This is a genomic window from Acidisoma sp. 7E03, from assembly GCF_054665075.1.
Window position 1 is genome coordinate 35012 of the sequence record NZ_BAAFHE010000008.1, and the last position, 13090, is coordinate 48101.

General features: G+C 67.4%; 11 protein-coding genes and 1 tRNA gene. 6 read left to right on the plus strand and 6 right to left on the minus strand.

Annotation, left to right across the window (positions count from 1 at the left end):
* The first annotated feature begins 69 nt into the window (after positions 1 to 69).
* A complete protein-coding gene (locus ACYQ6W_RS13390; RefSeq protein WP_459675903.1) occupies positions 70 to 1134 on the plus strand; it encodes a phosphotransferase in 1065 nt (354 codons plus the stop codon).
* A 2-nt stretch (positions 1135 to 1136) separates the two neighbouring features.
* The gene (locus tag ACYQ6W_RS13395; RefSeq protein ID WP_459675904.1) at positions 1137 to 2459 is read left to right on the plus strand and encodes an aspartate aminotransferase family protein; all 1323 of its coding nucleotides are present in this window, start codon (positions 1137 to 1139) and stop codon (positions 2457 to 2459) included.
* Here the strand turns inward: ACYQ6W_RS13395 and ACYQ6W_RS13400 are convergent.
* On the minus strand, positions 2446 to 4011 hold the full coding sequence (locus ACYQ6W_RS13400) for a putative bifunctional diguanylate cyclase/phosphodiesterase (RefSeq protein WP_459675905.1): 1566 nt from the start codon (positions 4009 to 4011) through the stop codon (positions 2446 to 2448). The two genes, ACYQ6W_RS13395 and ACYQ6W_RS13400, sit on opposite strands and share 14 nt — an antisense overlap.
* 110 nt (positions 4012 to 4121) lie before the next feature.
* Positions 4122 to 4460 carry a hypothetical protein gene (locus tag ACYQ6W_RS13405; RefSeq protein WP_459675906.1) on the minus strand — a complete coding sequence of 113 codons (339 nt, stop codon included), beginning with the start codon at positions 4458 to 4460 and terminating at the stop codon, positions 4122 to 4124.
* Positions 4461 to 4702: 242 nt separating this feature from the next.
* On the opposite strand from ACYQ6W_RS13405, the gene ACYQ6W_RS13410 reads away from it, so the two are divergent.
* From ACYQ6W_RS13410 to lhgO, 4 genes are all read left to right on the plus strand, one after another.
* Positions 4703 to 5326, plus strand: coding sequence for a 2OG-Fe(II) oxygenase family protein (locus tag ACYQ6W_RS13410; protein ID WP_459675907.1), 624 nt, complete (start codon positions 4703 to 4705; stop codon positions 5324 to 5326).
* Positions 5319 to 5981 (plus strand): 2OG-Fe(II) oxygenase, encoded by a 663-nt coding sequence (locus ACYQ6W_RS13415; RefSeq protein ID WP_459675909.1) that lies wholly within the window; start codon positions 5319 to 5321, stop codon positions 5979 to 5981. Before ACYQ6W_RS13410 ends, ACYQ6W_RS13415 begins: the two co-directional genes overlap by 8 nt.
* Positions 5982 to 6218: 237 nt before the next feature.
* A complete protein-coding gene (locus tag ACYQ6W_RS13420) occupies positions 6219 to 6557 on the plus strand; it encodes a hypothetical protein (protein WP_459675910.1) in 339 nt (112 codons plus the stop codon).
* A 50-nt stretch (positions 6558 to 6607) separates the two neighbouring features.
* Complete coding sequence (gene lhgO, locus ACYQ6W_RS13425) at positions 6608 to 7813, plus strand: L-2-hydroxyglutarate oxidase (protein ID WP_459675911.1); 1206 nt, start codon at positions 6608 to 6610, stop codon at positions 7811 to 7813.
* 13 nt (positions 7814 to 7826) lie between these two features.
* Here lhgO and ACYQ6W_RS13430 read toward each other — a convergent pair whose 3' ends face one another.
* The 4 genes from ACYQ6W_RS13430 to ACYQ6W_RS13445 all read right to left on the minus strand — a co-directional run bounded on the left by ACYQ6W_RS13430 (position 7827) and on the right by ACYQ6W_RS13445 (position 13089).
* Positions 7827 to 8636, minus strand: a complete 810-nt coding sequence (locus ACYQ6W_RS13430) for a metallophosphoesterase family protein (protein WP_459675912.1) — start codon at positions 8634 to 8636, stop codon at positions 7827 to 7829.
* 109 nt (positions 8637 to 8745) lie between these two features.
* A tRNA-Ser gene (locus ACYQ6W_RS13435) sits at positions 8746 to 8835 on the minus strand.
* 63 nt (positions 8836 to 8898) lie between these two features.
* Positions 8899 to 9792, minus strand: a complete 894-nt coding sequence (locus ACYQ6W_RS13440; protein ID WP_459675913.1) for an IclR family transcriptional regulator — start codon at positions 9790 to 9792, stop codon at positions 8899 to 8901.
* A gap of 183 nt (positions 9793 to 9975) precedes the next feature.
* On the minus strand, positions 9976 to 13089 hold the full coding sequence (locus ACYQ6W_RS13445; protein WP_459675915.1) for an efflux RND transporter permease subunit: 3114 nt from the start codon (positions 13087 to 13089) through the stop codon (positions 9976 to 9978).
* Between the last annotated feature and the right edge of the window lies 1 nt (position 13090).

The following is a 13090-nucleotide window of genomic DNA, read 5'->3' on the forward strand; positions in this document are numbered from 1 at the left end:
CCTCTGCCGTCCATGCTACCGCTTGACCGGTGAGCCGGCCGTCCCTGCCGGCCGGCCAGAGGTGAGCGGATGAGCACGGCGATGCGGACGAGCGAAGAGGGCATGGACCGCCGCTTTACCGAAACCCCGCCGCCGATCGCCGCCGAAGCGGCCGAAGCCTTCGTGCGGGCGACCTATGGCATCGCGGGCCGCGCCCGGCCGCTCGGGAGCGAGCGGGACGCGAATTTCGCCATCGAGACGGCGACCGGTGCAGGCTTCCTACTCAAAATCACCCATCCCGGAGAGGTGCCGGCCGAAACCGCCTTCCAGACCGCGGTGCTGCTGCACCTCGCGGAGGCGGACCCCACCTTGCCGGTGCCGCGCGTCATCCCGGCGCAGGATGGCTGGACCAGCCTGGAGGCTGCGTGGGGCGGGGTACGCCGGACGACGCGGCTGCTTTCCTTCCTGCCCGGCATGTCGCTCCACCTCGCCGTCCGCGACGGGGCGCAGCGGCGCCGCATCGGCGGGCTGCTCGCGGCGCTCGACCGGGCGCTGGGCGGATTCCAGGGAGAGCTGCCGGCGCTCGACCTCATCTGGGACATGGGGCAGGCACCGCGCCTCCGTCGCCTCATCGATCATGTCGTGGACGCCGAGGAGCGCGCGCGCATCGCGGCACGGTTCGACCTGTTCGAGCGGGAGGTTCTGCCGGCGCAGGCCGGGATGCCGCGGCAGCCAATTCATAACGACTTCAATCCGCACAACCTGCTGGTCGACCCCGATGCGCACAGCCGCATCAGCGGCATCATCGACTTCGGCGATCTCGCGGTCGCCCCGCGCGTGCAGGATCTCGGCGTCGCGGCGAGCTACCAGGTGCTGGAGGGGGCGCATCCCTTCGCGACCGCGGCCGAGACGGTGGCCGGCTATCATGCGGTGACACCGCTGAGCGAAGCGGAGATCGCCATGCTCGCCGATCTCATTCCCATGCGCCTCGCGCTCGCCATCACCATCAGCAACTGGCGGGCCGGGCTTCATCCCGAGAACCGGGACTACATCCTGCGCAACGTCGGCAATTCCAGCCGCGGGCTCGCCGCCCTCAGCCGCGTCGGCCGTGCGGAAGCGCAGGATGTCCTTTTCGCCGCCACCCAGGGAGCGTGACGATGTCGGCCAGCCGCATGCAGATGGTCAATGCCTTCGATGCCGACCAGGCGCAGGACCTGCCGGAGGCCGAGCGGCGGCTGATCGAGCGGCGCGCCCGGCTGCTCGGCCCCGCCTACCGGCTCTTCTACGAAAAGCCGGTGCATGTCGTGCGGGCGGAGGGCGTCTGGCTCTACGGGCCCGATGGCGAGGCCTATCTCGACGTCTACAACAACGTCGCCTGCGTCGGGCACTGCCACCCGGCCGTGGTGGCGGCCGTCGCGCAGCAGATGGCCGTGCTCAACACCCATACGCGCTACCTCACCGATGGTGTGCTGGACTATGCGGAGGCGCTGCTCGCCACCCTGCCGGCCGAGATCGGCCATGTCATGTTCACCTGCACGGGGTCGGAAGCGAATGACCTCGCGCTGCGCGTCGCACGCCACCACACGGGCGGGCAGGGGTTGATCGTCACCGAGACGGCTTATCACGGCGTCACCGCCGTGCTCGCCGAGGCCTCGCCCTCGCTCGGGCCCAATATGCCGAAGAGCCCGCTGGTGCGGCTCGTGCCGCCGCCAGCGGCATGCGGCGGCGATGCCGCGACCATCGGTGCGGCCTTCGCCGCAGGGGTGCAACGCGCCATCGCCGATTTTGCCGCGCACGGCATCCGCCCAGCGGCATTGCTCGTGGATACGATCTTCTCTAGCGACGGGGTGCGCGCCGATCCGCCGGGCTTCCTGCGCGAAGCCGTCGGCGCCATCCATGCTGCAGGCGGAGTGTTCATTGCCGATGAGGTGCAGCCAGGCTTCGGCCGCACCGGCGCCGGCATGTGGGGCTTCGCGCGGCATGGCATCCTTCCGGACCTCGTCACCATGGGCAAGCCGATGGGCAATGGCTATCCGGTGGCGGCCATGGCGGCGCGGCCCGAGGTGCTGGCCTCCTTCGGGCGGGATCTCCGCTACTTCAACACCTTCGGCGGCAATCCCGTGGCAGCGGCCGCGGGCCTCGCCGTGCTCGGCGTGATCCGCGAGGAAGGTCTGATCGAGAATGCCGCTCGGGTCGGCACCCTCCTCAAGTCGGGTATGGAAGACCTCGCGCGTCGCTTCCCTGTGATCGGCGCTGTGCGTGGCGCCGGGCTCTTCGTCGGCGCCGACGTGCTGGAGGAGGGGGCGCCCTCGGCGGCGCTCGCCGGCCGCATCGTGAACGGGCTGCGCACCCGGCGCGTGCTCATCAGCGCTTCCGGCCCGCAGGGCAACGTGCTGAAGATCCGGCCGCCGCTGCCTTTCTCCGCCGAGAATGCGGCCTTCTTCCTGGAGCAGACCGAGGCGGTGCTCAGCGCCCTGTAGCGCCGAGCCTCGGCGCGATCCGATCGAGAAATTCCGGAAGCGGCACCGGCCGGGCATACCAGAAGCCTTGCGCCTCGTCGCAGCCGAGATCGCGCAGCAGCGAGACCTGCTCCTCCCGCTCGACGCCTTCGGCGGTGACGCCGAGGTCGAGCGCGCGGGCGAAGGCGATGATGGCGCGGACCAGCGCGAAGCCCCGGCTGTCGCGCGAGGTCATGGCCTCCGTGAAGTCGTGTGAGATCTTCAGCCGGTCCACCGGCATCTCCCAAAGGCGGGAGAGGTTGGAGAAACCCGTGCCGAAATCGTCGATGGCGATGCTCACCTCGTGCTTCGTCAGGGTCGCGAGAAGCTGGAGCGCCTGCACCGGTTCCCGGGTGAGGGTCGATTCCGTCAGCTCCGCCTCCAGCCGGTAGCCGCAGGCGCCGAGCGCCTTTGCCGCGGCCAGCACGGCCGCTTGCGTCGTCGGATTGAGCTGGCTCGCGGAGAGATTGACGCCGAGCCGAAAGCCCTTGGGCAGGCGGCCGGCCAATTGCTGCGGGATCTCTTCGGCGAGTTGCCGGAGCGCCCAGTCGCTGAGCGTCGCGATGAGGCCGCTTTCCTCGGCGATCGGAATGAAGGTGCCGGGATCGATCGGCCCCAACTCCCGGCTGGTGCAGCGCATGAGGACCTCGGCGCCCACGAAGGCGCCGGTCGCGATATTGACCTGGGGCTGGAAGGCGAGCCAGAACTCCCCGGTGTCGTAGGCCTTCCGCAGGCTGTTCGCGATGGTGAGCCGGGTGCCGACGTCCTGCCCCTCGATCCGGTCGAAATAGCGCACCTGCTCGCGCCCTGCTTCCTTCGAGCGGTACATGGCGAGATCGGCTTGGCGCAGCAGGCTTTCCGCATCCTGCCCGTCCTCAGGAAAGCGAGTCACGCCGACACTTCCCGTCACGAAGATCTCGCGCCCGGCCGCCCGCACATGGCCGTTCAACGCGGCGAAAAGCTGGTCGACGCGGGCCGCGAGCGCATCGTCTTCCGGATAGCCGACGAGGAGTGCGACGAACTCGTCGCCGCCAAAGCGGCAGACGAAGTCATCCGGCTGGCGTGCCGCATCCAGCCGGCCGGCGACGGAGCGCAGCATCTCGTCCCCGACGCTATGGCCGAAGGCGTCGTTCACCTGCTTGAAGTTGTCAAGATCAATGAAGACGACAGCAAAACGAGCGGACGCAGGCATCGTTTGCGACGTCAGTTGTTCCAGCCGCGCGTGCAAGGCGTTGCGGTTGGGGAGACCTGTCACCAGATCGAGATTGGCGATCCGGTGCTCATAGGCGAAGAGTGCGTCCATCACCGAACTGCGGGAGACGACGCCGCGCACGCGTCCAGCCTCGTCGCAGACCGGCAGGCGTTCCAGCTTCTCCGCCTCAAGTCGCTGCAGCACCGCATCAAGCGGCGCATCTTCGGACATCGGGGCCGGCTGGCGACGGCCCACGAGATCGGCGAAGATTCGGCTAGGGAAGAGGGCGGCCTCCGCTGCCGTGACGATGCCAGCGTACTGCCCGGTCTCGTCCAGAACCATGAAGCAATGATCCGTTTGCATCGTCACGGCGACGACGTCGCGGAATCGATGAGAATCTGAAACCTCAGTTACCTTTCGGCAAAGCGCGTGTCGGGCCAGGATCTTGCGTCTCATGGATCGTCCGCTTCGATCGTCAGTTCCACGTCCAAGCCGAGATGGAGGATTTCCTCGGGGCCCATGAGCGGTTTGATCTCGCGCAGGACGAAACCGACGATGGAGTCCACCGACATCTTGCGCAGGATTGCACTGCGGATGAGAACGTCGCTGATGACGTCGTCTTCGATCGGGACGTGTTGATAGGGGGTGGAAGAGAGCAGCGTCAGGGCGCGGCTGACGGCGATGTGCCCGATGGGGGAGCGGCTGCCGAGCACCAGGCCATCTTCGATAGGCGGCAGCAGAAACTCCTTGATGCGGGCGCGGATGCGGTTCTGCTTGTGCTTGATCGGCATGGGATTCCCGGACGAAGCGCAGGACGCAGACTTCGCCATTTTGTGCGGTCTTTGTAGCCTTTCCATCATCGTCCTTAGGGCAAGGGCGAGTCCGGCGCAAGAAGTCGCCAGATCATCCAAATCATATTGATAAAGCAATAAAATCGGTTCGGCGAATGTATGCCATGTGGTTTCCTTGATTCAGGTCAATGAGGAAGGGAAGGGTCGGGGCTAGTCAGGCGGCCGATTTCCAGGACTGTGCCATGGCGCTTCTCGATCTTCCGGCTCTCCGGGCCGCTCCGCTGACCCGTGACCCCTTCAAGTTTCTCGTCCTGCCGAACGTCCTTCTGCCGGAGACGGCGGAGGCGCTGGCGGAGAGCTTTCCCGAGATCGACCATGCCGGGTTGCTGCCGGTGGAGGCGACGCGGCGGGGTCAGCTCTTCGATCAGCTGATCGAAGAGCTGACGGGCGCCGACATGACGGCGGCGGTCGGTGCCGTCTTCGGCATCGACCTCTCGGCTCATCCGACCATGGTGACGGTTCGTGGCCGGTGCGCCGCGCGGGACGGCCGCATCCATACGGACAGCGTCACCAAGCGCATCACGCTGCTGCTCTATTTCAACGCGGCGTGGGAAGCGCAGGGCGGGCGCCTGCGTCTGTTGCGAAGTGCCACCGACCTCGAGGACATGATCGTCGAGGTCCCCCCGGCGCTCGGCACGATGGTCGTGTTCGAGCGGTCGGACCGCTCCTTCCACGGCCACGAGCCCTTCGTCGGGCGCCGGCGGGCGGTGATGGTCAATTGGATGGCGGATAGCTTCGCCGCCCATCGCGAGCTTCTGCGCCACCGCATCTCCGCCCAGGCCAAGAAGATCTTCTCCCATGCATGAGGCGGCTGCGGCGATCGCCGGTCGGTTGAGGTCGGCCGTGTGGGCCGCGCCGACGCAGCCCTATCCCTACGACCACTGGCTGCCGGAGGGGATGCTGCCCGAACCCGTCGTGGAGGCGCTGTGCCATTTGCCGCTCGCCGCGCCCGACATTGGCGACACGGCCGGGCGGCGGGAGACGCACAACTCCAGCCGGCTCTTCTTTGGGGCGGCGCAGCAGGCAGCGCATCCGGTCTGCCGCGACCTTGCCCAGGCGCTGCAAGAGCCGGAAACGGTGGCGGCGCTCGCGGCCCATACCCGCGCCGCGCTCACCGGCAGCTTCCTCCGCATCGAATATTGCCTCGACCAGGACGGCTTCTGGCTGGAACCGCACACCGACATCGGCGCCAAGTTCTTCACCATGCTGATCTATCTCGCGGATCCCCCGGCCGGAGAGGATTGGGGGACGGACCTGTATGAGACGCCGGCGCGGCATGTCGGCACCGCGCCTGCCCGGCGCAACCGCGGTCTCATTTTCGTACCCGGAACCGAGACCTGGCACGGCTTCATCCGCCGGCCCATCACCGGGCTGCGCCGCTCCCTGATCGTGAATTACGTGACGCCGGAGTGGCGTGCCCGGCACGAACTGGCCTTTCCGCACCGACCGGTCTCGATCTGAGACCGTGCGGTGACGAGGCCGGATTGACCTGGATCATGGCGGGGCAGCCTTTCCGGCGCTTGCCTGCCGCAGAGGAACTGCAGCCCTCACGGCTGCGTCGCTAGCCAGTCCAGGACAAGAGCGATCGCCCTCATCTGCCCCTGGTGCGCTGCCGAGATAACCGGGCATCACCGTGAATGCCCCGAATGCGGCATTCTGCTCGGCCCCTTGGCGCGACCCGAGATACCGGCGGCACAGGTGGGGCACCGCTCGCCACGCCCGCTCTGGTTGCTGATCATCCTGCCCCTCATCGGCACCATCCTGCCACTGGTCGGCGCCTTGATCTTCTACCGCGGCGCTTCCTCGGAAGCAGTCGGGCCGCCAGCATCGATGGCCGCGGCGCCCGCACCCGTCCGGCGGATCAGCGCTGGCAATCTCGTCACGATCTGCGGCCAGACGCCGCAGGCGGATGGCGGTGAGCCCCAGCGCTTTCTCGCCCTGCAGGTTTCACCGCAGCGACGGATGGAGGAGCCGTCCACCCCGAATTTCGACGTGCTCTGGGCGCGGCTTTGCGCGGCCGCCGCTCCGGGATGGTGAGGGCGGGCCGGCTCTTGCGGCCCGGCGGCAACCGGGCCGATAGTCCGCACATGACGACTCATGACGTGTGCATCATCGGCGGCGGTATCGTTGGCCTCGCCACCGCCCGCGCGGTGCTGCTCCGGCACCCAGGCACGCGCGTTCTGCTGCTGGAGAAGGAAGCGACGCTCGGCCGTCATCAGACCGGCCACAACAGCGGCGTGATTCACGCCGGCATCTATTACAAGCCCGGCAGCCTGAAGGCGGATCTCTGCCGCCGGGGGGCGGAGGCGACCAAGGCCTTCTGCCAGAGCCACGGCATTCCCTTCCGCACGCCGGGCAAGCTCGTCGTCGCGACCGATGAACTCGAACTGTCGCGCCTCGCGGCGCTCGCGACCAATGCCGCCGAGAACGGCATCGCCTTCGAGCATCTCACGGCGGCCGAGCTCTCCGCCCGCGAGCCGGAGGTACGCGGTCTCGGCGCGATCTTCGTTCCGTCCTCGGGGATCGTCGATTATCGCGCGGTGTGCCGGGCCATGGCGGCGGAGATCGTTGCCGCGGGCGGCGAGATCGCAACCAACGTCGTGGTGGACCGGATCGAGGAGGGCAGTGCCGCGGTCACCGTGGGCGCGGGGCCCCGCCGCTGGGCGGCTGCGCGCCTGATCGCCTGTGCGGGTCTACAGTCTGACCGGCTGGCCAAGCGTGCGGGGCTTGCCATCACGCATCAGATCATTCCCTTCCGTGGCGAATACTACCGCCTGCGGCCGGAGAAGAGCGGGCTCGTCTCCCACCTCATCTATCCGGTGCCAGACCCGGACCTGCCGTTTCTCGGCATTCATCTGACGCCGATGATCGACGGTTCATTGACCGTCGGGCCGAATGCGGTGCTCGGCCTGTCGCGCGAAGGCTATCCGCGCCTGGCCGCTTCGCTGCCGGACATCGCCGCGTATCTTCGCTTTCCCGGCTTCTGGCGCGTCATGCGCCAGCACCTGGCCTCCGGCATCGGCGAGATGCGGCGCAGTCTTTCGAAATCCCTCTACCTCGAAGCCTGCCGCCGCTACTGCCCGAACCTCACGGAAGCCGACCTGCTGCCGCACGAGGCCGGCATCCGCGCGCAGGCGGTGATGGCGGACGGCACGCTGGTGCACGATTTCCTGTTTCTATCGACCGCGCGGATGCTGCACGTGTGCAACGCGCCCTCTCCGGCGGCGACCTCGGCCATTCCGATCGCCGAGATGATCGTGCGCCGCGCGCTGGAGGGCGAGGCGGCGGCCTGAGGCCGCGCCCGGCTCAGACCCCGGCGAACGCTTTGCGCCGCAGCCAGGGCGTGCGGTCGAGCGTCGCCGGCGGGTTTCCGCGCAGCACCGCCTCGTGCAGGACGTGTTCGCGCGCGATCGCACTCTCATCCGGCTGCCCCACCGCCTGCAGGAAGCTCTCTTCTGCGCCGTCCAGCACGATGGCGGTCAGGATGCCCGAGCGATAGGCGCCGGTATCGGCGGAGATCCGGTTCTCGGTGAAGATCGGCCGGTCGCCGATGATGGTATGCCCATGCACGACGCGCCGGGGCAGCGGCCCCTGGTGCGTCAGGAACTCCTCCCGAATCCAGAGCAGGTCTTCCTCTTCCTGCGCTTCGAGCGACAGGCCAGGCCGGATGCCGGCATGGACGAAGAGGTAGCGGCCATCGTCATGGGTGAGGGGCAGGGCGGTGATGAAGTCGACATGGCGCCGCAGGCGCGCGCCCATGTCTCTCTCGTCTCCCGCCGCCCGATAGCTCTGCAGCGTATGGTCGAAGAGGAACCAGGCCCAGTCCGGAACCTCGCGGCCGGTGGTCACGCTGCGAACGAAGAGATCGTCGTGATTGCCGCGGAGGCACAGGAAGCTGTCGCCCGGGCGTCCGGGGCCGGCGATGAGACGCTCGATCACGCCATAGGAATCAGCGCCCCGGTCCAGATAGTCCCCGGTGAAGACGATCTTCGCGCGCGCCCCGCGCGCGGCGGCATCAGCCTCGATCTGGTCGAGCAGGGCAGAAAGCAGGTCGAGCCGGCCGTGGATATCGGCCACGGCATAGGTCACCACGCGATCGGGGGTCGTCTGTGCCAAGGGTCTACCTGTTCTCTAGGTTCCGGTCGCCCGCGTGCAAAAAGGCCCGGATGCCGCTCTGCCGCGCCAGGGCGAGGACAAACGCGCCAGCATCGGAGATGGGACGGAATGGCGGAGAGGGTGGGATTCGAACCCACGGTACGCTTGCACGCACAACGGTTTTCGAGACCGCCCCAATCGGCCACTCTGGCACCTCTCCGCGGGGAGCCGGCTTATAGGAAGCTTTGCGCCGCTCCGCAAGCGGGGGCAGGGGCGGGCTGGCTCAGCCCACCACCTCGTATTGCGCGGGGCTGGCCGCGGCCTCGGCCGCAGCGGCGGGCGCGCTGCGCTTCGCCGGCAGACCCATCGGGCCGAAGGGGCGCCAGCCGACCCGGGCCTCCACCCGCGCACAGGCTGCCCTGGCGGCGTCCGCAAAGCGATCCAAGGATTCGCGGACCCGCATCTCCGGCATGATGATGCTCATCGTCATCTCACAGATGCCCGAGGCGTTCATGATCGGCGCTGCGACACAGGCGATGCCCTCATCCGCGCCGGAGAGCTGCGTCGCATAGCCGAGGCGGCGGGCTTCGTCGGACAGCGCCACGAAGGTGCGCGGGTCCATCGGCGCGCGGCCGGTGGCCGAGGGCACGGCATATTGCCGGAACAGCTCCATCTGCTCGTGCTGCGGCAGATGGGCCAGGAAGAACCGGCCCGAAACACTCCAGTTCAGCGGCACCTGCGCTCCGATCCGGCTGGACACGCGCAGATTGCGGGAGGCTTCCGCCATGTCCTGAATGACGACGACGCCGCCATGGCGGGCGCAGAGCTGCACCGTCTCGCCCAGCTCCTCCGCGAGCTTCCGCATCTCCGTGCGGGCCTCGCGCAGCAGGTCGACGTTGCGGCCATAGGCCAGACCATAGTGATACATGCGGCTGCCGAACCAGACGGCGCCGGCATCGTCCCGCTCCAGCAGCCCCGCCTGCACCAGCGCGTCCACCACGCCATAGATGGTCGAAACCGGTGCGCGGATGGCCTTGGCCAGATCGTAGGCGGAGGTCGCCTTGCCCTCCACCACCAGGCGGTCCAGCACCTGGGTGGCGCGGAGAAGGCCGCTCATCCGGGACCGGGGAACCACCGTGCCTTCGTCGCCCTCGAATGGATTGACCGTGGCATCCATGGCTTCTCTCCTCCCGTCCTTCCCGGCCGAAGGCCAGACGGCGAAAGGATCGCCACCGGGCCGCACCTTCCGGGCGTGTCACTCTGTGGCAATAAATAGGCAGAGAGCGCCATCCGGGCAAGAAAGCAGATATCCCAGCGCGATATGCCAGGGCTCCGGCCTCATCGGAGCCGTGGGCGTCCCTCAGCTCTGCGGGATCAGCCGTGTCCTCCGCCGCCACCGCCACCGGCGCTGTAGCGCCACATAGAGCACGGGCGTCGTGTAGAGGGTGAGAAGCTGGGAGACGAGCAGGCCGCCGATGATGGCGATGCCCAAGGGGCGCCGATATTCGAAGCCGATGCCGAAGGAGAAGGCGAGCGGCACGGCGCCGAGGATCGCGGCAAGCGTCGTCATGATGATCGGCCGGAAACGGGCGAGACTCGCGGCTTTGATCGCGGCGACCGGCGCCATGCCGCGCGTCCGCTCCGCCTCCAGCGCGAAATCCACCAGCATGATGGCGTTCTTCTTCACGATGCCCATCAGCAGAAAGATGCCGATCAGCGCGATGATGGAAAGCTGCGTCCCCGTCGCGAGCAGGGCAAGCAGCGCGCCCACTCCAGCCGAAGGCAGGGTGGAGAGAATGGTGAGCGGCTGCGTTAGGCTCTCGTACAGCACGCCCAGCACGATGTAGATCGAGAGGATCGCGACCAGCAGCAGCATCGGCTCAGCATTGGCCGATTGCTGGAACAGCTTCGCATTGCCGGCATATTCCGTATGGATGTCGGCGGGCATGAAGATCTGGGCGACCGCCTGCTGCACGAGCGCCGTGCCCTGGCTGATCGAGGTGCCGGGCTTCAGGCTGAAGCTGACCGTCGCTTCCGGAAACTGGCCCTGGTGCCGGACCGTCACCGGCGCCGTCGTCGCCTGGTAATGCGCGATGGCGGAGAGCGGCACCTGATTGCCTTGGCTGCTGCCGACATAGATCCGGTCGAGCTGCGAGGGATCGAGCTGCAGGCCGGGTAGCGCCTCCAGCACCACCTTGTACTGGTTGCGCTGGTCGTAGATGGTGGAGATCTGGCGCTGGGCGATGGCGTTGTTCAGCGCCTCGTCCACGTCCTGCATGGTGATCTGCAGGCGCGCGGCCTTCGCCCGGTCGACGATCACGTCCACCTCAGGGCTGGCACGGTCCTGATCGCTCGAGATATCCGTCAGCTGCGGGATGGTCTTGAGCTTGGCTTCGAGCTTCAGCGCCCAGGTCTGCAATTCGGCGAGATTGTCCCCCGACAGCACGAAGTCGTAGTCGCTGGCGCTCTGCCGGCCGCCGGTCCGCAGATCCTGCTGCGACATGAGGAAGGTCTGGATCCCGGCGATCTTCGCGAGTGGCGTGCGCAGCCGGGCGATGACCTCGTCCGAGGTCAGCTTGCGCTCACCGATCGGCTTGAGGGAGACATAGAGATTGCCGCGGTTGAGGGATGAGAAGCCGTTGGCGACGCCGATGCGGCTGCCCACTTCGGCGACCGCCGGGTCCTTCAGCAGCACGGCGACGACGCGCCGCTGCAGCGTTTCCATCGCCTTGAAGGAGATGTTCGGCGCCGCCATGGTCTGGCCCAGCAGAAGGCCGGTATCCTCGTTCGGCATGAAGCCCTTGGGCACGATGACGTAAAGCCAGATCGTCAGGAACACCGTCGCCAGGGTGACGAGGTTCATCAGGATGCGGTGGCGCAGACACCAGTCCAGGCTGCGGCCATAGGCGCGCAACACCGCGTTGAACCCGCGGTCGAAGCCGAGGGCCAGGCGCCGCCCGATCCGCCGGTGCAGCCGCCGGCGCGTGCCGGGATTTTCCGGCCGCATGAACCAGGCGCAGATCATGGGCGTGACGGTGAGGGACACGACGGCGGAAACGCTGACGGCCAGCACCAGGGTCATCGCGAATTCGTGGAACAGCTTTCCCATGATGCCCGGCATCAGGACCATGGGGGAAAAGACGGCGATCAGCGAAATGGTGATGGACAGCACGGTGAAGCCAATCTGTCCGGCGCCGCGGAGCGCCGCCCGCATGGGGGACATGCCGCGCTCCACATGGGAGTGGATGTTCTCGATCATGACGATCGCATCGTCCACCACGAAGCCGACCGAGATGGTGATGGCAAGCAGTGAGAAGTTGTCGATCGTGAAGCCCTCGAACCACATGCCGGCCAGCGTGCCGGCGATCGAGAGCGGAATGGTGACGCCAGCGGCGATCGTCAGCACGGTGCGCTGCAGGAAGACGATGACGACGGCGAGGACGAGGAAGACGGTCAGCAGCAGGGTGAACTGCACGTCGGCCACGCTCGCGCGGATGGTCGTCGTGCGGTCGGTCAGGATGGTCTCGTGGATGCCGGCCGGCATCAGCTTCATCAGTTCCGGCAGGCTCTTCTTCACGCCGTCCACCGTGTCGATCACGTTGGCGCCGGGCTGCTTGGTGATGTCGAGAAGGATCGCGGGCTTCTGTCCGTCCCAGGCGGCGAGCCGCAGCGTCGCGACGCTGTTGATCACCTGGCCGAGGTCGCGCAGCCGCATCACGCCGTTCGCGGTCTTGGCGATGACGAGGTCGCCATACTCCTTCGCATCCTTGAGCTGACCGTTGATCAGGATGTTGTAGGCGTGCTTCGGCCCTTCGATGGTGCCCACCGGCTGGACGACGTTGGCATTGCCGATGGTCTGGCTGATGCTTTCGGCGGAAAGCCCGGCATTGGCGACCAGCGTGGGGTTGAGCTGCACGCGCACCGCCGGCTTGTCCGCGCCGCTTTCGGAGACGTTGGCGACGCCGTTGATCTGCGACAGGCGCTGCACGAGGATCGTGTCCACGGCATCGAAGATCTGCGCGATCGACAGCGTGTCCGAGGTCAGCGCGATCGTCATCACTGGCGCGTCGGACGGGTTGAACTTCCGGTAATAGGGGGCCGAGGGCAGGTCCGACGGAAGATCGGCTTCGGAGGCGTTGATCGCTTCCTGCACGTCGGCGGCGGCGCCATCGATGTTCCGGTTGACGTCGAAGATGCAGATGATGCTGGAGGAACCGGTGGAGTTGACCGAGGTGAGCTCGTTCAACCCCGGAATCTGGCCGAGATGCCGCTCCAGGGGTGCCGCGATCGAATTGGCCATCGTCTCGGGGCTCGCGCCCGGACGGCTCGCGAAGACCACCACTGCCGGCAGATCGACGTTCGGGATGGACGCCACCGGCAGGAACCGATAGGCGACCGCCCCCGCGATCATCAGCCCGATCGCGAGCAGGAAGGTGCCGATGGGCCGGCGGATGAATGGGCGGGAGAGCGACACC